This window comes from Rossellomorea oryzaecorticis, from assembly GCF_038405515.1.
Taxonomy (GTDB): Bacteria; Bacillota; Bacilli; order Bacillales; family Bacillaceae_B; genus Rossellomorea; species Rossellomorea oryzaecorticis_A.
The window spans coordinates 12,561-37,098 of record NZ_JBBYAF010000043.1 but is presented as its reverse complement, the minus strand read 5'-3'; the positions used below and the strand labels follow the sequence as shown (position 1 = coordinate 37,098).

Annotated in this window: 25 protein-coding genes; 18 read left to right on the top strand and 7 right to left on the bottom strand. The window is 39.2% G+C overall.

Translation table 11 applies throughout. The annotated features are described in order from the left end of the window. Nucleotides 1-308: 308 nt before the first annotated feature. From AAEO50_RS17780 to AAEO50_RS17770, 3 genes are all read left to right on the top strand, one after another. Nucleotides 309-1,583: a DUF5667 domain-containing protein gene (locus AAEO50_RS17780; RefSeq protein ID WP_341985663.1), complete on the top strand. Its 1,275-nt coding sequence runs from the start codon at nt 309-311 to the stop codon at nt 1,581-1,583. A 228-nt stretch (nt 1,584-1,811) separates the two neighbouring features. After that, complete coding sequence (gene sigI / locus AAEO50_RS17775) at nt 1,812-2,567, top strand: RNA polymerase sigma factor SigI (protein WP_341985662.1); 756 nt, start codon at nt 1,812-1,814, stop codon at nt 2,565-2,567. Further along, nucleotides 2,564-3,688, top strand: a complete 1,125-nt coding sequence (locus tag AAEO50_RS17770; RefSeq protein WP_341985661.1) for an anti-sigma factor domain-containing protein — start codon at nt 2,564-2,566, stop codon at nt 3,686-3,688. Before sigI ends, AAEO50_RS17770 begins: the two co-directional genes overlap by 4 nt. 118 nt (nt 3,689-3,806) lie before the next feature. Here AAEO50_RS17770 and AAEO50_RS17765 read toward each other — a convergent pair whose 3' ends face one another. Beyond that, on the bottom strand, nt 3,807-4,007 hold the full coding sequence (locus AAEO50_RS17765) for an alpha/beta-type small acid-soluble spore protein (protein WP_032089084.1): 201 nt from the start codon (nt 4,005-4,007) through the stop codon (nt 3,807-3,809). A 249-nt stretch (nt 4,008-4,256) separates the two neighbouring features. Between AAEO50_RS17765 and AAEO50_RS17760 the strand changes: the two genes are divergently transcribed. Beyond that, nucleotides 4,257-5,609, top strand: a complete 1,353-nt coding sequence (locus tag AAEO50_RS17760) for a TrkH family potassium uptake protein (protein WP_341985660.1) — start codon at nt 4,257-4,259, stop codon at nt 5,607-5,609. Between the two features lie 74 nt (nt 5,610-5,683). Here the strand turns inward: AAEO50_RS17760 and AAEO50_RS17755 are convergent, their stop codons facing one another. Then, the gene (locus AAEO50_RS17755) at nt 5,684-6,208 is read right to left on the bottom strand and encodes a hypothetical protein (protein ID WP_341985659.1); all 525 of its coding nucleotides are present in this window, start codon (nt 6,206-6,208) and stop codon (nt 5,684-5,686) included. A 147-nt stretch (nt 6,209-6,355) separates the two neighbouring features. Here AAEO50_RS17755 and AAEO50_RS17750 point away from each other — a divergent pair, with 147 nt between their 5' ends. Together AAEO50_RS17750 and AAEO50_RS17745 are read left to right on the top strand one after the other, a co-directional pair. Beyond that, nucleotides 6,356-6,517, top strand: a complete 162-nt coding sequence (locus AAEO50_RS17750; protein ID WP_341985658.1) for a hypothetical protein — start codon at nt 6,356-6,358, stop codon at nt 6,515-6,517. Continuing rightward, entirely contained in the window at nt 6,517-6,645 is a 129-nt protein-coding gene (locus AAEO50_RS17745) for a hypothetical protein (RefSeq protein ID WP_341985657.1), read from the top strand. The genes AAEO50_RS17750 and AAEO50_RS17745 overlap by 1 nt, the downstream gene beginning before the upstream one ends. A gap of 24 nt (nt 6,646-6,669) precedes the next feature. Here AAEO50_RS17745 and AAEO50_RS17740 read toward each other — a convergent pair whose 3' ends face one another. Together AAEO50_RS17740 and AAEO50_RS17735 are read right to left on the bottom strand one after the other, a co-directional pair. Next, complete coding sequence (locus AAEO50_RS17740) at nt 6,670-8,403, bottom strand: B12-binding domain-containing radical SAM protein (protein WP_341985656.1); 1,734 nt, start codon at nt 8,401-8,403, stop codon at nt 6,670-6,672. 463 nt (nt 8,404-8,866) lie between these two features. After that, nucleotides 8,867-9,892: an acyltransferase family protein gene (locus tag AAEO50_RS17735; protein ID WP_341985655.1), complete on the bottom strand. Its 1,026-nt coding sequence runs from the start codon at nt 9,890-9,892 to the stop codon at nt 8,867-8,869. A 175-nt stretch (nt 9,893-10,067) separates the two neighbouring features. Between AAEO50_RS17735 and AAEO50_RS17730 the strand changes: the two genes are divergently transcribed. The 3 genes from AAEO50_RS17730 (at nt 10,068) to AAEO50_RS17720 (ending at nt 13,432) form a co-directional block, all read left to right on the top strand. Next, entirely contained in the window at nt 10,068-12,221 is a 2,154-nt protein-coding gene (locus AAEO50_RS17730) for a PAS domain S-box protein (RefSeq protein WP_341985654.1), read from the top strand. Nucleotides 12,222-12,235: 14 nt separating this feature from the next. After that, nucleotides 12,236-12,700 (top strand): methylated-DNA--[protein]-cysteine S-methyltransferase, encoded by a 465-nt coding sequence (locus tag AAEO50_RS17725; protein ID WP_341985653.1) that lies wholly within the window; start codon nt 12,236-12,238, stop codon nt 12,698-12,700. Between the two features lie 135 nt (nt 12,701-12,835). Then, nucleotides 12,836-13,432 (top strand): metalloregulator ArsR/SmtB family transcription factor, encoded by a 597-nt coding sequence (locus AAEO50_RS17720; RefSeq protein WP_341985652.1) that lies wholly within the window; start codon nt 12,836-12,838, stop codon nt 13,430-13,432. A 459-nt stretch (nt 13,433-13,891) separates the two neighbouring features. On the opposite strand, the gene AAEO50_RS17715 is transcribed toward AAEO50_RS17720, so the two are convergent. Further along, nucleotides 13,892-14,674 carry a carbon-nitrogen family hydrolase gene (locus AAEO50_RS17715; RefSeq protein ID WP_341985651.1) on the bottom strand — a complete coding sequence of 261 codons (783 nt, stop codon included), beginning with the start codon at nt 14,672-14,674 and terminating at the stop codon, nt 13,892-13,894. 122 nt (nt 14,675-14,796) lie between these two features. Between AAEO50_RS17715 and AAEO50_RS17710 the strand changes: the two genes are divergently transcribed. The 6 genes from AAEO50_RS17710 (at nt 14,797) to AAEO50_RS17685 (ending at nt 20,483) form a co-directional block, all read left to right on the top strand. Further along, nucleotides 14,797-15,975, top strand: a complete 1,179-nt coding sequence (locus AAEO50_RS17710) for a pyridoxal phosphate-dependent aminotransferase (RefSeq protein ID WP_341985650.1) — start codon at nt 14,797-14,799, stop codon at nt 15,973-15,975. Nucleotides 15,976-16,313: 338 nt separating this feature from the next. Beyond that, nucleotides 16,314-16,559, top strand: a complete 246-nt coding sequence (locus AAEO50_RS17705) for an aspartyl-phosphate phosphatase Spo0E family protein (RefSeq protein WP_341985649.1) — start codon at nt 16,314-16,316, stop codon at nt 16,557-16,559. A 248-nt stretch (nt 16,560-16,807) separates the two neighbouring features. Further along, the gene (locus tag AAEO50_RS17700; RefSeq protein ID WP_341985648.1) at nt 16,808-17,257 is read left to right on the top strand and encodes a MarR family transcriptional regulator; all 450 of its coding nucleotides are present in this window, start codon (nt 16,808-16,810) and stop codon (nt 17,255-17,257) included. Between the two features lie 130 nt (nt 17,258-17,387). After that, nucleotides 17,388-19,082, top strand: a complete 1,695-nt coding sequence (locus AAEO50_RS17695) for a M3 family oligoendopeptidase (RefSeq protein ID WP_341985646.1) — start codon at nt 17,388-17,390, stop codon at nt 19,080-19,082. Nucleotides 19,083-19,241: 159 nt separating this feature from the next. Next, complete coding sequence (locus AAEO50_RS17690; protein ID WP_341985644.1) at nt 19,242-20,279, top strand: hypothetical protein; 1,038 nt, start codon at nt 19,242-19,244, stop codon at nt 20,277-20,279. Nucleotides 20,280-20,366: 87 nt separating this feature from the next. After that, nucleotides 20,367-20,483 (top strand): DUF6254 family protein, encoded by a 117-nt coding sequence (locus tag AAEO50_RS17685; protein ID WP_341985643.1) that lies wholly within the window; start codon nt 20,367-20,369, stop codon nt 20,481-20,483. Between the two features lie 58 nt (nt 20,484-20,541). Here AAEO50_RS17685 and AAEO50_RS17680 read toward each other — a convergent pair whose 3' ends face one another. Together AAEO50_RS17680 and AAEO50_RS17675 are read right to left on the bottom strand one after the other, a co-directional pair. Next, nucleotides 20,542-21,939 (bottom strand): DUF2254 domain-containing protein, encoded by a 1,398-nt coding sequence (locus AAEO50_RS17680; protein ID WP_341985642.1) that lies wholly within the window; start codon nt 21,937-21,939, stop codon nt 20,542-20,544. A gap of 225 nt (nt 21,940-22,164) precedes the next feature. After that, nucleotides 22,165-22,344 carry a YkvS family protein gene (locus AAEO50_RS17675; protein ID WP_172248350.1) on the bottom strand — a complete coding sequence of 60 codons (180 nt, stop codon included), beginning with the start codon at nt 22,342-22,344 and terminating at the stop codon, nt 22,165-22,167. Nucleotides 22,345-22,514: 170 nt separating this feature from the next. Between AAEO50_RS17675 and AAEO50_RS17670 the strand changes: the two genes are divergently transcribed. From AAEO50_RS17670 to AAEO50_RS17660, 3 genes are all read left to right on the top strand, one after another. Then, a complete protein-coding gene (locus AAEO50_RS17670; protein WP_341985641.1) occupies nt 22,515-22,709 on the top strand; it encodes a hypothetical protein in 195 nt (64 codons plus the stop codon). 137 nt (nt 22,710-22,846) lie between these two features. Further along, nucleotides 22,847-23,434 (top strand): cell wall hydrolase, encoded by a 588-nt coding sequence (locus AAEO50_RS17665; protein ID WP_341985640.1) that lies wholly within the window; start codon nt 22,847-22,849, stop codon nt 23,432-23,434. Nucleotides 23,435-23,621: 187 nt separating this feature from the next. Next, nucleotides 23,622-24,359: an SDR family oxidoreductase gene (locus AAEO50_RS17660; protein WP_341985639.1), complete on the top strand. Its 738-nt coding sequence runs from the start codon at nt 23,622-23,624 to the stop codon at nt 24,357-24,359. Nucleotides 24,360-24,538: the final 179 nt, after the last annotated feature.

Sequence of the window (24,538 nt, the reverse complement as noted above, 5' to 3'; positions counted from 1 at the left end):
ATGGTCCAAGAAGGCAAAAGGCGCCTTCCCGGCCCATTCATCTTATGCTTGTCGGGGCTGAGCAAGCCGCCTCCGCTTTTCTGACCCGCAGGAGCAGTGCGACGAGGAGGCTCACCGGCCGCCCGCGGAAAGCGAAGTCTTGCACGGAAATCAACAGCGGTGATTTACAGAGAAGATCAATTATAGGCAAACCAACCAATTACAGAAAAATAAATAATTTTTCAAAGTTACCCCCCAAAAAGAAATGACCTCAACGTAATTCATGTAATAGAGCGATCGCTTACAACAAAAAATTTGAGGTGCTACATATGACAAAACAAAAACAATTAAAAATCATGAAATCTACACTTGCTGTACTGCTTGCAGGATCGGTTACATTTTCAGGAACTTCTGCTTTTGCTAATTCGGATAGTGAAAGTTTTGAAACTGTAAATATCGATCAGAAAGAAACAGAATCAACTACGAACGTGCAAGTGAATGATGAGGCGAATATCGACTCAGTAAAAGAAGAAATCGAAAAATTAGAAGAATCTACTGAAGCTCCATCATTATTGCCGGGTGATTTCTTTTACTTTGCAAAACTTGCGTTAGAAAAAGTGAAGCTTGCATTCACGATGGATGACAGCAAGGAAGCAAAGTTACTTGCTGAATACGCTGCAGAGCGTTTAGCAGAAGCTGAAGCATTATTCCAAGCAGGACAAGAGGAAGAAGCAATCGAAGCAATCAACAAAGCAATTGAAATGATGAATTCTTTCGAAGATAAATGGTCTGACGATGAAGAAACAGAAGAAGATTCGTCCAATGATGAGAACAAAGAAGGTACAGAGGAAGATGCTGCACCTGAAGAAGGAACTACAGAAGAAGATACAACGACTGAAGAAAATGCGGATACAGATGTAGACGCGGATGAAACTACAGAAACAGAAGAAGATACTACTACTGAAGAGCCTGCTGATACAGAAGAAACCACTGATGAAAATACCAGCGAAGACAAAGAAACAGAAGAAATGAAAGAGCTTATGTCTCAAAATATTATTGCTTTAAGCGCTGCGTTGGAAAAAGTGAAAAACCCTAAAGCCAAAGCTGCTTTACAAAAGAACATTGAGAAGAGTTATGCGAAATTAGCTGAAAAGCTTGCAAAACTTGAAGAAAAATGGGCAAAAGAAGAGGAAGAAAAAGAGGAAGTAACAGAGATTCCTGAAGAAGAAACAACAGACACTGCAACTGAAGAAACAACAGAAGCACCAACTGAAGAAACAACTACTGAGGAAGCTCCTGCAGAAGGCAAGCCAGCTGAAGATGAAGAAGAAACAGAAACGGCACCCGTACCAGTTAAGCCTCAAGAGGAAAAACAAGAAGTGAAAGAAGAACGTAAAGCAAATCAACAGCAAGCAAAAGAACAGCGTGAAGAAAGAAAGCAGGAAGCGAAAGAACAACGCGATGCTGTGAAAGAAGAAAGAAAACAAGCTAAAGAGGATCGCAAAGAAAATAAAAGCCAAACAGAAAAGAATGACAATGACGGTCATGGGAATGGGAACGGTCAACAAAAAGGGAATGGTCATAAAGGGAACGGAAATAACTAATTTTGCAGATGCAAAGAAAAGGATGAATCATCTTGCAGGGGGAATACGATTAAACCATCAGTCTGAAGGGGAAAACTAAGGCGCTTTTCACCATCTTGTAGTAAACTAAGGGATACTTAGTGGAAACTATCGAGGGCGAAAAGCTGTTTTAGGAGGCCCCTTCCTCCTATTTTCCATTGAAAAATGGCAGCTTATTAGTATAATAGTTTGCAGAATGGGGTGAGACTGATGCTAAATTTATTACTATTATTACTAACGAAAAAAAAGAAGAAACCATCACTTGAAGAGTTGGCTGAAGACATTCAACAGGGTGACGAGCAGCTGCTTAATACGGTAATCAATGATTATAAGCCATTCATCAAGAAAACTGTTTCTTCTGTTTGTAAGCGATATATTTATGAAAGCGATGATGAATTTAGCATCGGTCTTATAGCTTTTCATGATGCCATTTTTAAATATAATAATGACCGTGGTTCTTCCATAATCAGCTTTGCAGAAGTGATCATCAAGCGAAAGGTGATTGATTACATCCGTAAGAATGGGAAGTTCCAGGATATTAGTATTGATCGAAGCCTTATTGATGATGAAGAAGATTCACCTAGTTTGACCATCGAACAGGTCGTGTCTGTCGAGGAGTACGAAAAGCAGGAGGACAGTTTAAAAAGAAGAGAAGAGATCGTCGAGTTTCAAACCCAGCTCTCTAACTATAATCTGTCATTTATCGATCTTGTAGAGCAATCGCCAAAACATGAAGATGCCAGACTTAATGCAATCGAAATAGCAAGAACAGTCGTCACGTCAAATGACTTAATGAATTACCTGATGGAAAAGAAACGTTTACCTATAAAAAAACTAGAAAAACAGGTGAATGTGAGCAGAAAGACAATTGAGAGAAATAGAAAATACATCATTGCCATTTCTCTAATCATTGCTGGTGATTATGTGTATTTAAAGGATTACTTAAAAGGGCGGTTAGATATATGAAAAAAGGGATCATTATGGAAATTAGACGTGATGTACTCATTATGATGACGCCGGATGGAGAGTTCATGAATGGAAAGAAAACGGCAAACCAGCGCTATACGATTGGTGAAGAAATTCCTTTCTATCCTATAAAAGAAAACAGTCAGGTTAAGGTGAAGAGGAATTGGAAGGCAGCTGCCTCAATACTGACAGCAGCGGTGCTTATCCTTACTCTTTTCTCAGGTTCTTTCTTACAGAGCAATAAAGCGTATGCCTACGTTTCAGTGGACATTAATCCAAGTCTTGAACTTTCACTAAACAAAGAACAGCAAGTTATTGACATAACCCCGTATAATGAAGATGGCGAAGTGCTGATAGAGAAATTAGAGGATTGGAAAAAAGAAGATGTAAGTGAAGTTGCGGAAGAAATCCTGCGGGTGAGTGAAAAACTTGGCTATTTGAAAAAGGATCAAAATGTATGGATTACTTCCACTTTTACAGATTTGTCAGAAAATCAAACACATTCAGCTTTACTTAAGGAATTGAATGAGTTTGTTAAGCAATATAACGATCAGCATAGTGCAGAAATCATCATGAAGGAAACAACAGAAGATATTAGAGAAGAGGCTGTAGAGAAAGGTGTAACGGCAGGTACTCTTCTAAAAGAAAAGAAAGATAAAGAGTTGATTGTGAATCCAGATGGCGATAAAGCAGAAAAAACTGCAAAGGAGCCTATTGAAGAGAAAAAGGCAGACAGTCCTGCTTCTAATACAGATAAATCTAAGCCTCAACATGTTGAAGATGAACTAAACAAAGGTGCACATGACCAAAAGCAAGGTAATAAAGCTGAATCGAAAAGTAACGGAAATGGACATAATAAACCAATAGATAATAAAGGCAGCGAAGGGAATAAAGCTTCAGAGCGAAGCTCATCATCTCAAAAAAATCAAGGTGCCCCAGATAATCGCGGGGATAACCAAAATAAAAAAAAGAACAATAATAACCAATCAGATAATCGCCCCGACAAGAATAATGGAAAAAGAGACAAACCAAATCCACATGAGAATAAAAATCACGGAAACAGTCATCATAATCAGAGTGGAGAAAAAAGAGACAGCGATAGCAAAGGGAAAAACAACTGATAAAACTGACTCAAGCAAAAAATGAAAGGCTCATTCAATAGCGAATGAGCCTTTCATTTGCTTTACAATATATGTAGAATTGTAGCCAGCCGGCGAGTGCCGGCTGAGCTTTGCCATATTATTTAGTTTGTCCGCCTGAAAGCTGTGATTGAGCTTGCTTTACAAGTCGCTTTGTTATTTCTCCTCCAACTGAACCGTTAGAACGGGAAACAGTGTCTGACCCAAGTGTAACACCGAACTCTTGAGCAATTTCATATTTAACTTGATCAAGATATTGTTCGACACCAGGCACTAATAATTTGTTACTGCTTCTAGCCATAGTGAGTATCCTCCTTTTAGAAAACGTGAAGCTTAATTGCTTCCGTAACAGTAGTATGTGTATATGAAATATCTTCATGAGTGGTAATATTTGATTTGGATACCAGGCAGCTGTTAGTGAAGCGGTTTAAGCTTTTATAATGAAAGAAAGAATAAAATATAGGAATCCTTCTTTTTTCCTTTCTTTCCATGCCCATTTTATTTAATATAGATAAGGTAATTGATTATTGTTTTTGAAAGGGAAGTACATATGTGGTTAACATTTCGCTCTAAACTAAATAAATTAACACCGGCTCAGGTAATCGTCACCTATTATTTGCTTGCCGTAACGGTGGCAACGATATTATTAAGTCTGCCGGTGGCACACAAGCCCGGGGTGGATTGGAATTTTATTGATGCATTATTTACTTCGGTAAGTGCAGTGAGCGTCACAGGACTTACTGTGGTGAGTACAGCTGATACATTCAGCACCACCGGAGTTTTCCTGTTGATATTTGTCCTTCAGTTTGGGGGCATTGGCGTCATGGCAGTCGGAACATTTTTTTGGCTGCTCGTCGGAAAAAAAATCGGACTAAAAGAACGTCAATTGATCATGACAGATCAAAATCAGACAAACTTATCCGGACTGGTGAATTTGCTAAAGCAAATACTTCTTCTGATCATCATTATTGAAATCATCGGAGGGCTTACTCTCGGAGTGTATTTCTTGAGTTATTATTCAACCTGGCAGGAAGCATTGATTCATGGATTATTTGCCTCTGTTAGTGCCACCACCAACGCAGGTTTCGACATAACGGGACAGTCGCTTATTCCATTCAAACATGATTATTTTGTTCAATTCATTACGATCATCCTGATCACGATGGGAGCTATCGGATTTCCAGTCCTTATTGAGACAAAGGACTTCTTGATGAATAGTAAAAGAAGCAAGCATCACTTCTCTCTCTTTACGAAAATAACGACCTTGACGTTCGCATGTTTATTAGTGTTTGGAACATTAATGATCATCATACTTGAATATAATCATTTCTTTAGCGGGATGGTCTGGCATGAATCATTCTTTTATGCATTGTTTCAATCTGCTTCTACAAGAAGTGGAGGTCTTTCGACGATGAATGTGGCGGAATTCTCAACATCAACATTATTGGTGCTGAGCGGGTTGATGTTTATAGGGGCATCCCCGAGTTCGGTCGGCGGCGGTATAAGGACGACTACTTTCGCCCTTAACCTTTTATTCCTCTTCCATTTCTCAAGAGGGAATCAAACAATTAAGATATTCAGGAGAGAAATCCATGAACAAGATATCATTAAATCTCTTGTAGTAACGATTGTTGCAACGCTTATTTGTTTCACATCTGTAGTTATCTTGACATTGACGGAAAGCCATTCATTAATAGAAATCATCTTTGAAGTAGCTTCAGCCTTTGGTACGACCGGATTATCCCTGGGGATTACTTCAGAGCTTTCAACGATAGGCAAATGTGTCATCATGATCCTGATGTTCATCGGGCGTGTAGGTATACTGTCCTTCCTGTTTATGATCGGCGGCAAGGAAAAGGCAGCGAACTATCATTATCCAAAAGAGCGTGTCATCATTGGATGACAAAATCGGTGTTGATTTTTTCAACACCGTTTTTTTATTTAGTTTAAAATTATTCCAGCGGTTCAAGTAGAGACTTACTTTAATACAGTATAAGGCACATTAAATATCATCCATAGTCCTATAATGACCGGAATGGAAGCAGCCCAGGCATAAAGCGGTTTTTTGTGATGGATGATGAGCATGGAAAACATCATGACATTAAAGGCGATATCCCAACCGAAATGCCAGCCATGGTGATAGGTCATAATACCATAGTAATGAGATAAGCCCTCAGTTGCCCCAAAAATACCCGTCCAGAAAAAGACCCACAGAATTCTCCTGAGAAGCGTTTCCGGCAGCCTGCCAATAAAGATAGCCACTGTGGCTGTATATTGAATCATCATTTTTAATAAAGCAATGATGGTATGGTTTAGGTTTAAGGTCTGTGAAAGATGATCGGCAGGCTGGAATTCCCACATCGAATAATCATAAAGCAGGAATTGGGAAAGTAAATCCCCAATGATAAAAAATAGTAATGTCGGATAGAAAGATTGGAACTCCTTCCATGCCCCGAACTTCCACCCTGCCAATGCATATAAGAATAAAAAAACGATGATCATTTTATTTCCTCATTCTATTTTTTTATAGTTTCTGGTAAATGCGTGCATTTATTCGTTTAAAGTTGTATGTGTTCGTATTCAGAAAAGGTTTCCTGAATGAGCTTAAATACAAGTGGGAAAAGTAATGATATAAAGGAGATGATAAACATGGCAAAGCGAAAAGCACAGCATAATGCTGCTGAAAAAAATAATAAAACTCCCATGAAAAATAAACAAGAAACCGAATTTGCTGCAGAATACACCCATGGTGAAGATGCAAGCAAGGGTAAAAACAGAAATTCTTCAAAAGGCATGAAGGGCAGAAGTTGATGAAAAACAAGACGGCAACAGTACGGGAAGAATTCGGTCAAGAGTTTGGAGACGTCAATGCAGCGAAGCTCATTGAAGCTTCAATGAAAGACAACAAAAAACAGAAAGAAAATAAGAAAAAGTGCTGAGCGGGATTCCGCTCAAGCACTTTTTTAATTGGACATATGTTCCTTTTCGAAATAGAAGAGGGTAGATTGGCCGGTGGAAGGTTCAAAGTAGGCCAATACATATTCATAGCGCCCTTCTTTTGTAACGATTGTTTCGAGTAACGTATGTTTGTAAATTTCCTTTTCTGACAGGTTTAACTCCGAGAAATCATTTCCTGCAATTTGAGGGGAAAGTAAAAGATCCTGATAGATTCGTGAACGCTCTTCCTTCGTCATCTCATGTTCCCACCAAGGCTTTCTAGGTTTGTATCTCTGATTACTCAAGTAATCTAGCTTCATAAGTCCTTCAATGACATTCATCTCATGCCGATCCTGGGAAGAAAGGAATTCTTGGAGCCTTTTGAATAGGTCTTCCAATTGGTGTCCGATTCTGGACCATCCCCGCCCTTCCCAATAGGAGCCGAACTGTTGAAAGAAGTCAAAAGGAGTTTCGAAACAATTTGTTACCAGGTATTCTACTGTTCGATCCATCCTGTGATCATTCCAATATTTTTCAAGCACATCCTCAACCTGTTTGATTCTTACGATATCATCGAAAGATAATACGTTATTTCCTAATATCTCGTAAGGAGAATGATCCATATACGTGTATTTGTGGTCATTGGCACGTATTCTCAAGCCGGTTCCCCTAAGCATTTTTAAAAACCCGAGCTGAAGCTCTTCAGGACGCAGTTCAAATACATCATTAAAGGTTTTTCGGAAAGATTGGTAATCTTCTTCAGGAAGACCTGCAATCAGGTCTAAATGCTGATCGATTTTCCCGCCATCTTTTACCATTGTTACAGTTCTTGTAAGTTTTTTATAGTTTTGTTTCCTCATCACCAGATCATTTGTTTCATCATTGGTCGACTGAACACCTATTTCAAATCTGAATAAACCTGGAGGTGCTTCTTTATTGAGGAATTCGATGACTTCCGGTCTCATGATGTCCGCCGTGATTTCGAATTGAAAGACAGTCCCAGGTAAATGATCGTCAATAAGGAATTGGAACATTTCCATTGCATAACTTCGGCTGATGTTAAAGGTGCGGTCAACAAACTTTATTGTCTTTGCTCCGTGCTTCATTAAGAAACGGATATCATCCTTAACCTTTTCACGGTCAAAGTATCTAACGCCTACTTCTATCGACGAAAGACAGAACTGGCAGCGAAATGGACATCCTCTGCTCGTTTCGATGTATGTCACTCTCTTTGATAGATAAGGAAGATCTTCTTCGAAGCTGAATGGAGAAGGTACATCACGTAAATCAATTTTATTCTGCTGAGGTTTGATGACCGGCTTATCATCTTCTAAATAGGCAATACCGTGGACCTTTGACCAATCTTCCTTACCGTGTACCTGGTCGAGGAGCTGCTTGAAGGTTTCTTCACCTTCTCCAATGACAATGAAATCCACTTTGCCTTTTAACCGTTCCAGCCAGTATGGAACATCATATGTCACTTCGGGACCGCCAAGTACAATCTTCACTTCAGGAAGGATTTTTCTCAGCACCTGTACGACTTTGATCGTTTCTTCGATATTCCAGATATAACAGCTGAATCCGATGATGTCCGGTTTCTTTGAAAATAGGTCAGTGGCAATGTTGAGAATCGGATCTTTAATTGTATATTCAGCCATCTCAGCCTCATATTCAGGCTCTATATAAGCTTTGAGGCAGCGTATGGCAAGGTTGGTATGAATATATTTTGCATTTAACGTACTCAATACGACTTTCTTCATTAATAATAACTCCTTCTTTTACTACATAAAAATACACAAAAGTGAATGTCGTTCGCTATTACTTGCTCTCTAGGACACCTAACAGTCCTCAGTGCTTTGACAACTGCTCTACCCATTTTAACTAAGGTGGGGAAAAAGCTCAATATTTGTCTAAAAGTAATTCGAATTTATTGTTTGAATAAGGAGGAATTAAGAGAAAAGTTCCGAATTATATAAAGTATAAACATCATTATTGACAATATGTGTAGGTATTATAATGTTCTCTCATATAAGTAATAAAAAGGGACTGACCCATGTTCATGTGGTCAGCCCTTTAATGGTGTAGAGATAATTAAGTTAGTCCAGCTGCGGCGGCTAGTCCCTAGAGGTCATAAGCTAAATGGTCCAAGAAGGCAAAGAACGCCTTCCCGGCCCATTCAACTTATGCTTGTCGCCTCTGAGAAAAGCCCCTCCGCTTTAGCTATTACCTTGTTTTCATTTCTCTTTTTGAGAGGAACCTTTGAAGTTTTGTCGATTTCAGCTCAATGATCGGCTGGGTAATGGAAGTGAAAAGCTTCGTTGAAAAAATTATCGTTAATACAAGCGAAACCGCCAGCAGCAATAACAGGCTTGATGTCGGATCGATGGAATCTTTGATTTCACTTTCCCTGAACAATCGGATAATAAATCCGTGAAGCAAGTATACGTAAAGTGTGTTTTTCCCCCAATTCGTAAAGAACTGTTCTTTACTGGGTACAAAAGTGTAGAAACTGAAAATCATTATGATGTTGAGTGAATAGACGATTGCCCTGACCCCAAAGCTGATGACATCATTCCATTCGAAATCTCCATAAGGTTTTGACCCAAGCAGCCATTTGTCCGAAAACTCCGGAACGAAGTACATCCCTAAGAATACGAGCACAAACATTATCCCTGCATATATACGAGCTTTGCTTGTTTTGAAGTATTCAAAATGCTCTTTTTTCATATAGTAGCCCAATAGGAAGAACGGAAAGAATACAAATGTTCTTGATAAACTTAAATAAGTAGAGATTTCATCAAAAAAACCAATCAACAGACCGAGTGCAAAGGCTACAGATAAGCCCATTAACGGCTTGAATTTAAACCATTTAATAAATACGTATAGCAGTGCATTCCAGCAAAACAGGCTGATCAGGAACCATAATGACCAATGAGGGTTCAACGGATCAAGCTCAAAAGTTGACTTGCCATACAGGAAATAGTAATAAATGGTATAAATCAATTGGAACACGATATAAGGGAGAATCAGCTTTTTAGCGAGTTTTCCAATATAGCCTTTTTTATAAAAGCCTTTTGCGAACAGTCCTGCCACCAATATGAAAGCAGGCATATGAAATGTGTAGATCGTTTTATAAAGAGAGAGAATAACCGGATCACTCTCTATATATGAACGAATTAAGTGTCCGAAGACCACTAAAAAAATTAAAATAAATTTGGCATTGTCAAAATAAGATTCACGTTGTTTCATTCATCATCACCGTCTTTTTTTATCATAGGTATTAGCTAATTAAATTTCTACCCTAGGATACAACGTGTAAAACCTGAATTTCATTGTTAATTATCACCAAAAACAATTGAGACTATTCGAAAGTTATATTAGTTAAGCCAAAAGTCGTCTTTTAACTAAATAGGGGGATGTAGAAATGACTAAAAGCAGCAAGTTGGAAAATCAGTTATATAAGGAAGAATGTCATCCTATTGATAGGGAAATTTGCTTAGCGTCGCCAATGGCGATGGTTGTCATAAATGATGAGATGAAAATTTGTCATGCGAATGAACAAGCATGCAGAATATTACAGATCGAACCAGAATCATTGGCCGGTCAGTTGTTCAGCAGATTTTTTTCTTCTGTACCATCCCCGATCGTAGCTCACTATAAAGAGGTAATGGAGTCGGGAAAGTCGCTTGAAGACGAGACGTTAATGAATACGAAAGATGATAATATCATTCATGTGGAGTTGATACTCAAAAAATCCGCCGTTTCTACTAATGCCTATCTGTACTTTAAAGATGTGACCAAATCCAAAGAGAATGAAAGAAAAGATCATCTCAACGTGCACTTGCTTTCAAATATCTTTCAAAACGCTTCAGAAGGAATCATCCTTTTCGACCTCGAAGGAAACATAAATGATGTGAACCAGGCGTTCTCAAAGCAAGTAGGTCTTTATAAAAAGGAAATCATTACACGAAACATACGCTCGTTTATTCCTGAAAATTCACATTATAAAATCGATAAAATCAAAGAGCTGCTTTCGCAAAATAGAAAAGCCAGGGGAGAAATTCCAATAAAAAAGGACAATGGCATTTCCATTGTAGAATTTACCACAAGTCCCTTTGTTCACCATAAGCTGCATATGGCAATCCTCAGGGATGTGACGGAAAAAAGGCAGATGGAAATTCAGGTGAAAAGAAATGAAGAACTCTTTAAAGGGTTATTTGAAGAAGCGATCGATGCAATTGTACTGTGGGACCAAGACGGGAGAGTCTTAAAAGCAAATGCCTCGGCTCTCAAAATTTTTGAGTGCTCCTTATCTGAACTTTTATCTAAGAGGATAAAAGACTTTGTCTATCCTTTAGAAAGTCAGAAGTTTGATCTTGTGATGGAGCATCTATATAAAAGCGGTGCTGTAAGAGATGAAGTTCTGTTCCTGATGCCCAATAATCAATTAAAGCACTTGGAATTCACTTCTAAGCTCCATTCCGTAGATGGATACAATATGACGATTTTCAGAAATGTAAGTGAGCGGTATCAAATGGAAAAGGAACTGAGGGAAAGTGAAGAAAGGTTCCGGAAAATATTCGAAGGATCTTTGGATGGTTTGTTCCTGACGAATCATAATTATGTGGTGGTTGATGCAAACCCGGAAGCAAGCAAAATATTGCATCTCGACAAAGATCATTTAATCGGCAAAGATGTGCGGGAAATCTTAGATATTAAAGCAGAAGACGATGCATATCATGAATATTTGGTACAGTTGAAAGAAGAGGGGCAATCAAGCTTTTTGAAAACTTTCCGGTCACATGATGATAGGTTCCAGTATATCGAACTCTCATCCAAATATAATTTACTGTCCAATCTCAATTTGACAATTATCCGCGACATCACGGAACAAATAGAGATGCAGGAACAATTGAGAAAGTCAGATACGTTAAGTGTGGTAGGAGAGCTGGCAGCAGGCATCGCACATGAAATACGGAATCCGATGACGGCATTGAAAGGTTTTATTCAATTGTTGGAAAATAGTGTCGGCAAAGATCATGAAATGTACTTTAATGTCATTATGTCCGAGCTTCAGAGGATCGAGTCGATCATAACAGAATTCCTTGTACTGGCTAAACCACAGGCTGTGCAGTATCAGGAAACGAACCTTATTAAAATCATGAAAGACACTGTTGAGCTGTTAAGTGCGCAGGCCACTATGCATAACGTCCAATATGATGAATTGTATCAAGATGGGCTGCCGCCGATCTTCGCAGAACCCAACCAATTAAAGCAAGTGTTTATAAATATAATAAAGAACGCCATTGAAGTAATGACACAGGGAGGGGTCATCACGATCGCCATTCATGAAACGGAGGAAGACTTCATTCATATTGAAATAAGAGATCAAGGAAGCGGGATATCGAGAGATAAGATTAAGAAACTAGGTGAACCTTTCTATACGACTAAAGAACGTGGAACTGGACTTGGACTGATGGTAAGCTTTAATATAATCAAAGAACATAATGGCAGGATAGAGGTTGATAGTAAAATAGGGGTAGGCACTGTTTTTCATATCTATTTACCAAAGATGTAAGGAGATGAGCGTCCGTGTCGTTGTTTACGTTGTTTATGGAAAGTCCCATTGGAGTATTGGAATTGAAAGCTGATCAAGAAAAATTATTATCACTAGAGTTTGCACATGAAAATCAAGCTGCCACGGGGACAGTACACCCGATACTGGCTGAAGCTGAACGTCAGTTGGAAGAGTACTTTAGAGGTGAAAGGGAAGAATTTACTCTCCCTCTTAAAATAGAAGGAACAGAATTTCAACGAGAAGTTTGGAATGCCTTAAGGGAGATTCCATATGGCTCAACATGTTCTTATGTGGATATAGCGACCCGTATAAATAGACCCAAAGCGGTCAGGGCAATCGGCCAAGCAAACAAGGCTAATAGGTTTCCCATCATCATCCCTTGTCATAGAGTGATAGGAAAAAACAAAACGTTAACCGGCTACGCAGGGAAGCAAGTAGATAAGAAAGAAATTCTGCTTACTCTTGAACATACAAACTAATGTAGAAAGCATTTTTCTTCGGGAAGATGCTTTTTTATTTTTTATAAGAACGTGTTTTCAAATATTACTATTGTCATTTATTTCAATTTAGATTATCATCTAATTAGATATATATCTAATTAAGAGGTGGTTTCTTTGCAGCTGGATAAACAAGTAGCTTTTCATAAAACCATGGGAGATCCCACTCGTATCAAAATTGTACATCTCCTGTCAGTAGGTTCGCTGCACGTGGGAGCAATAGCAGGAAAATTGGGCTTGACAGCCCCTACGATTTCACATCATCTCAACAAGCTGAAGGAATGCAATCTTGTCTATTCCAGAAGGGAAAAGAATACGATATATTATTTTTTAAACAAAAAGGTGCTGGCACATCATTCAAGTGTTCTTGAACGCTTCACGAATCAAGGGGAAGGGAAGTCTGAAATGAGCGAAAAAATAATGAAAGAAAAACAAAAAGTGATGAATAATTTTATGGAGAAGAATGGCAGGTTGAAGTCCATACCTGCTCAACAGAAGAAGAAACTTTTCCTGCTTGAGCACATGGTGGATGGATTGGAGGTAGGAACAAAATACAGCGAAAAAGAAATCAATGAATACATCAAGCAATTTCATGACGATTTTGCAACGTTAAGAAGAGAATTCATCATTCACCAGTTCATGTTCAGGATGAATGGTATTTATGAAGTGAACCCAAGGGAGATGTGGGGGTCTACCCCACTATATAAGCAGTAACAAATAGAATGACCAAGACGAACATTTTAGTGTTGCCTCTAATCACCGCTATTGATTTCCGTGCAAGACTTCGCTTTCCGCGGGTAGCCTGTGAGCCTCCTCGTCGCTGCGCTCCTGCGGGCCGAAAAGCGGAGGGGCTTTGTTCAGAGGCGGGTGGCATAAGGCGAATCGGCCACGAAGGCGTTCTTTGCCTTCTTGGGCGAGTTGACTTATGACATGTGCCTCTAAGCCCTGGAGCTGGACAAGTCTCACATTGGCCACTTCTCCCGCAGGAGTCTTCGTCTTGCACTCCAATCAACCGCTGGAACAAGCTGAAATTTAATGCGCGTTTGTATGAAACTATAAAAAGCCCGAACTAATTTGCCTCTCTGAATGCAAATTAGTTCGGGTTTTACTTAGACTAAAAATACTTTTGTCCCAGCCTCTTTTCTTACTATTTGATAGGTGGGAAATTTACTATTAATAGAACTCAGGACGTCGGTCTTGAAAGATGGGTATTTTCTTTCTTACTTCTTCGACTTCGTTCAGATCGATTTCAGCAGTTACCAATTCTTCTTCACGGGTTCCTTCGGCAATGATTTCGCCCCATGGACTAATGATCATCGAGCTGCCGCCAAATTCATTCTTTGGATCGCTGCCGATACGATTACAGGCGATAACAAAACATTGATTTTCAATGGCTCTTGCCAACAACAGGGTTCTCCAGTGGGAAATTCTTTCTGCTGGCCACTGCGCCACCACGAATATTACTTTCGCACCGTCAATGGCATGTTTTCTGAACCATTCAGGGAAACGGATATCATAGCATATCATACCGGCCATCTTTGTATCCATCAAAGTGAATAAGCCATCCTCCTCACCGGGAAGCAAGTAATGATGCTCATCCATTAATTTAAAAAGATGAAGCTTTGTATACTGCTTAACAATTTCGCCGTTTTTATCAGCTACAATAAGGTCATTGGATATCCCATCCTTTGTTTTACTTGCAATCGATCCTCCGACGATATGTATGGAATGACGTGAGGCGAGATCAGAAAGAAAGGCCGAACTATCGCGTGCTTCTTCATCGGCAATCTCATCGATTCTCGTCAAGTCGTACCCTGTCGTCCACAATTCAGGGAATACGATAATATGACAACCTGCTGCACTCGCCTTCTTGACCCAATGTTGAACTCTTTTTTTGTTATCAGCAGGGTTTCCAAAAGTAATATCCATTTGTGCGATTCCAATTTTTTTACCCAAAATAACACCTCTTTTTGACCATGATATAGAATTTATACTTTACAATCATTACTTTACGTTATATCATTTGTGACTAGAATTTGAAAGTAAAAAATTTTCAAAAAAGTATAGAAGGTGAAAAAATGACAACTTTTAAGAAAGCAGAACGTATACAATCATTGCCGCCGCAATTTTTTGCATCTTTGACAGCAAAAGTCCAGGAAGTAATAAAAGAAGGACACGATGTAATAAATCTGGGGCAAGGAAACCCTGATCAGCCTACACCTCCTCATATCGTAGAATCCCTAATGGAAGCAGCACAATCACCAATAAATCATAAATATGCTCCTTTCAGGGGTCTGGACTCCTTTAAAGAAGCCATAGCAGCTTTTTATAAGCGTGAATATGGGGTGGATGTCAGTCCAGAGGATGAAGTTGCCGTCTTATTCGGAGGGAAGGCGGGACTGGTGGAACTGCCTCAGTGTATTCTGAATCCTGGTGACACAGTATTAGTCCCGGATCCGGGCTATCCTGATTATTTATCAGGGGTGTCTCTGGCCGATGGGCGTATGGTGATGATGCCATTGAAAGAAGAAAATCATTTTCTGCCGGAATATGGAGCAATATCAGAAAGGGATAGTAGAGAAGCGAAGCTCATGTTCTTAAATTATCCGAATAATCCTACCGGAGCGGTTGCTTCAAGAAAATTTTTCGAGGAAACCGTATCCTTCGCAAAAAAACATGATATTTGTGTGGTGCATGATTTTGCATATGGGGGGATCGGTTTCGATGGCAAAAAGCCGAGCAGCTTTCTGGAAACAGAGGGAGCAAAGGATACAGGCATTGAAATATACACGCTTTCCAAAACCTATAACATGGCGGGATGGAGAGTAGGGTTTGCAGTCGGAAACAAAAGCGTGATAGATGCAGTCAATATTCTGCAGGATCATTTGTATGTAAGTCTTTTCGGGGCTATCCAGGAAGCTGCGGTGACGGCTTTACTCGGGCCTCAGAAGTGCGTGGAAGAATTGGTGGAAACATACGAGGCGAGAAGAGAAACGTTAATTGGGGGACTGAAAGAAATAGGGTGGGATGTAAAAGCTCCAGCTGGCTCTTTCTTTGCATGGTTAAAGGTGCCTTCAGGCTTTTCCTCTGTGGAATTTGCAGATTTCCTTCTGGAGAAGACTAAAGTGGTTGTAGCCCCTGGTGCAGGGTTCGGGGAATACGGGGAAGGTTATGTCCGTGCAGGGTTATTGACCAGCAATGAGAGGCTGAAAGAAGCGATAAGGCGTATTGGAAATTTACAATTATTCGAAAAATAGATTGATAGAATGAAAGAGTAAGGAGAAAAAGGCATAAGGTGTTTTTCTCCTTTTAGTATTGAAGGTTTATTAGGGAGATTGACAAAAATGTTGGCGATTTTTGTCGGGAAATAAGATATAACTAGTTATTTTGTCTTGTTTTGCGAATCTATTTACTTTTCTGATAATAGTTGCGATACTAACTAAGTAATGTTTTTATTAATAGATTAAATGACTAAAAACAAAGACAAGCGGATCTTTCAGGGATAAATCTAAGCGGACATATGCACGGTTCGTCTTTTGAATCTCAGTTGGATTTACAGCCTGATCGAGACAAAATAAAAAGGAGACAGTTTAAAATGGGTCAATATCTTAAAAAGAAATGGTTATTGATGAAAATCAATCAAAAACGTGCTGAAATGATTTCGCTGGGAGAAACACTCGGGTTGGGAGCGAAAGAAACCATTGAGTGCAGTCAGCAATTAGATCAGTTGTTAAATCAATACCAGGAATGTTCTAATCCAGACCATTCCATAAACTTTCAAGAAGTACCTTATGAATTTAGTCAGGTAATAAAAAATCTACTTAAAAAGACAGCTTCGTAATCATTGAATCCTCAAATAGCCTTTATTACGTTCTTAACCTCATAGAACCACCACTTAAATATAAAATCATCAATTTGTCGTTATATGCAAATACAAACAATTAATCTTCCAATCAAAAACCTCCGTACAGTTTTTATTGACTGTCATGGAGGTTTTTTGGTAGTCTGACTGAGATATTGACTTTATTCCTTAATCCTAGTATAATATTTTGAAACTGAGATATTAGTTTAGTTAAAGGAATGAAGGTTATGAATGAAACCAAGGATACAAAGCAATCATTGAAGCTTTTTATTGTTCTTTCCCGTGCTTATAAAGCATTGAACGAAGAGATTAATAAAAATATACAAGAAAACGGTTTGAATCCAACTGAATTTGCTGTACTAGAACTGCTCTATCACAAAGGAGATCAGCCGCTGCAGCAAATAGGCGGGAAGATTCTATTAGCTTCCGGCAGTATCACATACGTGGTGGATAAACTGGAGCAAAAAGGGTATCTGAAGCGTGTAGCCTGTCCCAAAGACCGTCGTGTGACCTATGCACAAATATCTGAGACGGGAAGAAGCTTAATCGACAAGATTTTTCCTAATCATGAAGAGAGAATCCACGAATTAATGTCTGCTCTTTCTCCTGAAGAAAAGAATGATGCAATTGAACTCGTGAAGAAACTGGGGTTATCAATTAAGAATTTATCATATTGATTACATGAAAGAGCCTTGGAGAAGGTTCTTTTTTTTTGTCAAAAAATGATATGGACTCTCCCTTTTTTACAGGAGAATCAGGATCGTGAGTAGAATACTATATAGATTGTGAAAAAAAGGGGGACTATATATGAAATTTGAAGAATTTACATATGAACGGCCAAATATAACGGAACTTAAGACAGAATTCAAGAATGCTTTGACTGATTTTAAACAGGCAGCTACTGCAGATGAGCAAGTAGCTGCCATGAAAGACATTAATAATATACGCCTTCATTTTGATACGATGCAGAATATTTGTTATATCCGTCATTCCATTGATACGAATGATGAATTCTATAAAGAAGAACAGGATTATATTGATGACGTCATGCCTGAATTTCAGGGGTTAGTTACGGACTATTACAAAGAGCTCCTGAATTCATCTTTTCGAACTGAGTTGGAGGAGCGGTGGGGTAAACAGTTATTCTCATTGGCTGAGAGTGAAATCAAAACCTTCTCACCAGAAGTGATAAAACTGCTCCAGGAAGAGAATAAGCTTTCATCCCAATACACGAAATTAATGGCTTCAGCAAAGATTTCCTTTCAGGGAGAAGAAAGAACACTTGCTCAAATGGGGCCGTTCACCCAATCTGTAAGCAGGGAAACCAGAAAGGAGGCTTCATTGGCTTCTGTTCGTTTCTTTGAAGAAAACCAGAAGGAGTTAGACCAAATATTTGATGAACTCGTCAAGCTTCGTCATAAAATTGCCGTTACTTTGGGCTATGAAAATTTCGTGGAACTTGGCTATTATCGTATGACAAGGACAGACTATACCCCGGAAATGGTGAAAGTGTTTCGTGAGGGCGTAAAGAATCACGTGGTGCCTTTAGTGAAAAAACTGAAAAAGAGACAATCCGAAAGAATCGGAATTGACAACATGAAATTTTACGATGAGGGATTTAAATTCACTTCAGGAAATCCTGTCCCTAAAGGGGATCCTCAATTCATCATAGATAATGGTAAAAAAATGTACGAAGAATTGTCTGAAGAAACCAAGGAATTTTTTCATTTTATGATCGAACGTAACTTAATGGACCTCGAAGCGAAAAAAGGGAAAGCCGGAGGGGGCTATTGCACATACATCGCAAATTATGACTCTCCGTATATCTTTTCCAATTTCAACGGGACTTCTGGTGATATTGATGTCCTGACACATGAGGCGGGTCATGCGTTTCAAGTATATAGCAGCAGTGGATTCGATATTCCGGAGTACCAGTGGCCTACATATGAAGCATGTGAAATCCATTCCATGAGTATGGAGTTTTTCACGTGGCCGTGGATGGAGCTGTTCTTTAAAGAAGATACGGAAAAATATAAATTTTCCCATTTAAGTGATGCTCTTCAATTCCTTCCTTATGGAGTCGCAGTAGATGAATTCCAACATTTTATATACGAAAATCCTGATGCAACGCCTGCTGAAAGGAATGCGGCGTGGCGGAAAATAGAAGAAGAATATTTACCGGGAAGGGATTATGATGGAGTCGATTACCTGGAAGCGGGAGGATTTTGGCAGCGGCAATCACATATTTACAATTCTCCTTTCTACTATATCGATTATACTCTGGCTCAGATTTGTGCGTTTCAATTCTGGGTGAAAATGAACGATAATCATGAGGAAGCATGGTCTGATTATGTGAATCTGTGTAAATTGGGCGGAAGTCTTTCGTTTACAGATCTTGCAGCGTCAGCGAAGCTTGAATCACCTTTTAAAGAAGGGGTAGTGGAAAAGGTGATTACACCGATTGAACAGTGGTTAAACGATATCGATGATAAGAACGTATAAGGTGAAAAAAAGAGCCGGCCGGCTCTTTTTTTATGGGCAAGCTGCGTAGAATTAATGAAAGAAAGCCCCCATCCTGTGAAAAAAGTAATTTATTATCTTTCACTTCTGAATTCTTCTGCTTGTACATAGAGTGAAGTAGAAGACGTATGAGGTGAGTTGATGAAAAAATTATCTGGGGCATTTCAAATCGCGGCCGTGTATGTCGGAACAGTGATTGGTGCTGGGTTTGCTACAGGAAGAGAGATTGTAGAATTTTTCACCCGCTTTGGGTTTATCGGGTTTATTGCCATCTTATTCAGTGGCTACTTATTCATCACAATGGGAACGAGAATCATGCTTAAATCACATGATATTAAAGCCAAATCGTTCGAACAATTCAACGAGTACTTATTTGGAAAGTGGTTTTCGAAGTTTATGAATATCATGATGATGGTCATGTTGATTGGAGTTTCAGCTGTTATGTTGTCTGGGGCTGGTGCAGTATTTCACGAACAACTCATGATGCCAAAACAGCTGGGCGTGCTTTTGACGATTGTACTCGGTTTCATCACCATGATGGTTGGAATGAAGGGCCTCTTTGCAGTGAACACGTTGGTTGTCCCGCTTATGATCATGTTCAATTTGTTTTTAATGACGTACTCAGTATCGGATGATCGATTTTTAGAGGCTTTCTTGAACATACCTCCTGTGGACGATGGCTGGAAGTCGGTTGTTGCCCCTTTTTCCTATGTCGCATTTAATTTAGCCATGGCGCAAGCGGTTCTCGTACCGGTTGCAAGTGAAGTGAAGGATCGTCAGGTAATCAAATATGGAGGTTATTTAGGCGGGTTTTTTTTGTCGCTTATCCTCATCTCGAGCCATATGACCCTCGTCATGATTCCAGATGTGACATTGTATGAAATTCCAATGGCTGTCGTCATGAAATCCTTTGTGGCTGGATTTTATTATCTTTATATTTTGATTATTTACGGTGAAATTTTCACTTCTGTCATCGGGGGGGTATTTGGTTTAGAGAAACAGCTTGGAGGCTACTGGAAAGGTCCTTCAATCATAACGTTTATCGGAATTTTCACAGTCATTTATTCGCTTAGCTTTTTTGAATACAGTGAGTTATTATCTTATTTGTATCCATTATTTGGATATTTGAGTTTAATGTTCCTAGTGCTGTTGTGGATGAAGCAAGATGATAAAAAATAAGGGCAGTGGAAATTTCACTATCCTAACGTGACTAAATTTTCGGTTTTTGCTCATGATAAAAATGTAGCTGGTAAAGGAGGGTGTTTAATGACAAAGTCGAAGCATGAAAAAGAAAGACAATGGGATGTAAGGAAAGAGGACCAGAAACCTCATGGCAAGGTGCCTTCTTTCAAGGAATTATCACCGGACGATAAGCAAAAGTAAGAAAGAGGGATGCAGCCATCCCTCTTTTTCTTTCGTTAAAATACATGAACCTGGTTTCTTAATGGGATGGAGATTTATTTGTTTTCTCCTTTAACGCTGCACTGGTTTTATATTTTTCTGGAAAATAAGAATTCCGAACTTCATCGCGATCCCAATCCCGTTTATCACAGCTTGCCGCCAATTGGTCGAGATGCTGCATTAAATACTGCATATCAAGATTCTGCAGGCTTTCATATTCTATTCCTTCTAAAATGTAATCCTTAAACGTCCAGATCATTCCTTTAACGTCTTCCTTATTATTTTCAGCAATCATTCGAAGAGACCTCAGTATTTCAGAGGTCACTGAAATATCATGCTTCCCATAATGCCTTAGCTGGTAAAAACTATTATATAAATAATCCACAAAAGTGGGCTGTTCCAAAACGATGCGGATGTGATCTTCTTTGTCTGTAATATAGGAACCAGGCAGTTTATGTCTGGCTAATTTAGATAAAATAATTCCTATTTCTTCAATGCAATTCTTTGCTGTATTCGGGTCGTTTATCGCCGGAGAGATGGCTCTCAGAGCGATTTCGACCAACTTGCGTATTCCAAGATCAATGTCTTCGATCGGCTCCTTATCAGGACCAAGGATAATGTAATTTATATATTCTTCCGGCTTTATCTCCTCATGTACTGACCATATCGTCATTGCCGATGTCCCTTCTAAAAGATATTCTCCAGGTGTCTTAATCATCCGTACAATGCAATCATCGCTTATCGCTTTATTGAGAAGACCTTCAATTTCTATGTGCTGCAGGTAGCCTGACTCTTGGCTGTATACATAACGTGGTTTGGTATCCTCAAAGGAAATCGGGTCAATCCCGCTCTGTGATTCAAGTTTATCCTTTTTCCTGTAAAGGGGACTGTTCTCTATCTTGTTATTGGTTTTAATCGTAATATTATGAATCAGCTTGCTGACTTTCACCCAGTTTGAAACATGATGAACAAAATACACAAAAACGAAGAGGCAGATGATCGCCACAAGAGCTGCGAAAGCGGCAGAAATGAATAGCTTCTGGCCAGACTCATCTTTCAAGAGAATGAGAAGAGTGATACAATACACTACCCCTGCAACGAAAATAGCAAGAACACGTTGAGTGGGGCGGTCATTAATGAAATTTTGAAGTGTCCTTGGTGAATACTGTGATAGGAATGTCGTTAGGACAACCATGATGGTGGAGAATGTGATGGTCGTCATAGTCATGATCGAGGAGGCGATTGTACTGATGATCATTGTACTAAGGTCGAAGTTGGCAAATAAGACTTTAGGCAGCAATGGATAATCGTGCTTGCTCAACCACCAATCAAAAGAAAATGTAGCGACCGCAAGTACAAGTGAAATCAATGAAAATATAAGCGGTACAAACCAAAAGCTTTTCTGGGCTTTTTTGAGGATATGGACATTCAGTTGCATCGTCATGAGCCACCTTAAAAATAATATGTATAAGAATATCCTGAACGAAAGAAAAGAATCTATACATTATTCATGGTGAATAAAAGATTCATTCTTCTTACAGCAGTCAAATTAAGATGGATGAGCGGCCGGGAGCACCCTATTCATGTAAACTTTTGAGTGAAACAAATAATACTAATCATGAGTGGCGCACCGGCCATTTACTTATGTAAGGGACAAAAAATATTATTGTTCAATAATTTTATAGTTCTTGTGATTGACGACTGTCTTTTCTTCAAGTTCAAGTTCCCTGTAGTTTTTCATATACGTAAGGTCGACAATTACAGAGTTTTCATTTACTTTTTCCACGATTCCTTTTAGTCCTTCTTTGAATTCAATTACGTTTCCGATTTCAGCTTTTTTCATTTGAGGCCTCTCCTTTTTTGCCAAAATTCTACAAACAATTACTAATATTTTGACTTAAACAAACGAAAAGGTAAAGAGTTTTCTAATAATTTAATAAAAAAACAAATGCTTGTAGTTTTTTTATAGTCAAATAAAATAGTAGTAGACAATCTTTGGAGGAGGACAACTACATGATGGAAAGTGAAGTTTTGCAATTGATGGACGCATTAAGGAACAAAGAGGTAGAAGAAATAAGAGTTGAAAAAGATGATTTCCTTTCATTCAGGGCGATCCTGGTCAAACAATCAGATTTCAAGCATTTTAGAGGGATTGCCGAGCATAACGGCAATGTACGCTATCAATATCTGGAGACTCCAAGAAGTTAACTTTATTGGCGTAAAGACAGATTGTAATCATTTTGTTGAAAAGGTAAGTATGATTAGTACAGGTAACCATTACCGGATGAAATTCCTGACCACCCTTGTTATCTTAGACTGTGAATATTGATAAGGGGGAATTCAAGATGAAAAAACATATATTATCCGGATTGGCAGCACTTGGCATGCTTGCTTTTTCCACATCAGCCGCCGCAGCAGAAGGCGTCCATACCGTTAAAGAAGGTGAATCCCTGTGGGAAATCGGTAAAGAAAATTCTGTTTCTGTCCTGGAATTGATGAAAGCTAACGGTTTAAAAACACATGATATCCATACTGGACAGGCTATAAGTCTGCCGGAATCGGATATTACAGAGGAAGAAAAAGAACTGCTTGCGAAGCTTGTCCATGCGGAAGCTGAAGGTGAGTCATATGCAGGAAAAGTAGCAGTCGCTACTGTTGTACTGAATAGAGTCGATTCCAATGAGTTTCCTGATTCTATTAAAGATGTAGTCTATGAAGTTGCTTCTGGGCACTATGCATTTTCTCCGGTTCAAAATGGAGAAATCAACAATGAACCATCTGAGGAATCCAGAACTGCTGTAGACGAAGCACTGGCGTTCAGAGGTCAAGGGAAGGGTTCCCTGTTTTTCTACAACCCGGATACGTCAAGCAGCTCATGGATTACCACGACAAATATGACTCTGACGATTGGTAACCACGTGTTTGCAAAATAAATAAGTCTCGCTTTTTTTTAGAAGTATGCTCGTATAAGGATTGACCTGTCCATTTCTTCTTTAGACTAAAAGGAGGGAATGATGGGTCAATTCTTTTTTTTATTGCTCCACCCGTAGTTCAAGTTCCTGTTTTTGAATCTGCCATAAAAGGGTAGTCTATTTATAACTTGGAAGGAGAGATGGTGTTATGACTACACGTGTTATCTGTATTACAGGGGGAGCGAATGGAATTGGAAGGTCTCTTGTGGAACAGTTTGCGGAGCAGGGTGATTTTGTCCATTTCTTTGACAAAGACCGTAATGGGGGAGCGAAACTGGAGAAGGATATGAAAGAAAGTGGATACCACGCTGAGTTTCATGAAATCGATGTAGCTTCCTGGGATGAAATAAAAAATGGTTTTCAAACCATTCGAACCAAACACAATTCGGTTGATGTCCTTATTAATAATGCCGGGATATCGAAGTTCAAATCGTTTTGGGATATGACTCCCGAGGAGTGGAATTCAATAATATCTGCCAACCTTAGCAGTGTGTTTTATTGCTCCAGGGAAGCGGCTGAACTGATGAAGGAGAAGGGTGGATCGATTATCAATATCGCTTCTACAAGAGCGACGATGTCTGAGCCTGATACAGAAGCCTATTCAGCATCTAAAGGTGGTATAGCGAGTCTGACCCACTCACTGGCGATTACATTAGGGGATTACCGAATCCGGGTCAATTCCATCAGTCCCGGGTGGATTGAAACAGGTGATTACTCAGCGCTGCGAGAAATTGATCACAGCCAGCATCCTTCCCAGCGGGTTGGCAAACCCGAAGATGTGGCAAGAGCCTGCCAATTTTTAGCTCATCCTCAAAATGATTTCATAACCGGGGAAAACCTGGTGATTGATGGAGGAATGACGAGGAAAATGATTTACGAGCATTGATCTTCTCCCCTTCACTATCCCTTTTTTAACAATACAATACTAGCTGTTCCAACTAGTAGAATAAATACTAAGCACGTCAACATATATTCACCTTCTGCTCTTTTAGTATAGAGTAAGAAGCGAATATGAAAGAAATTTGAGATTTTCACTAATCTTTTGTAAAAAAAGATAAGCCAGGC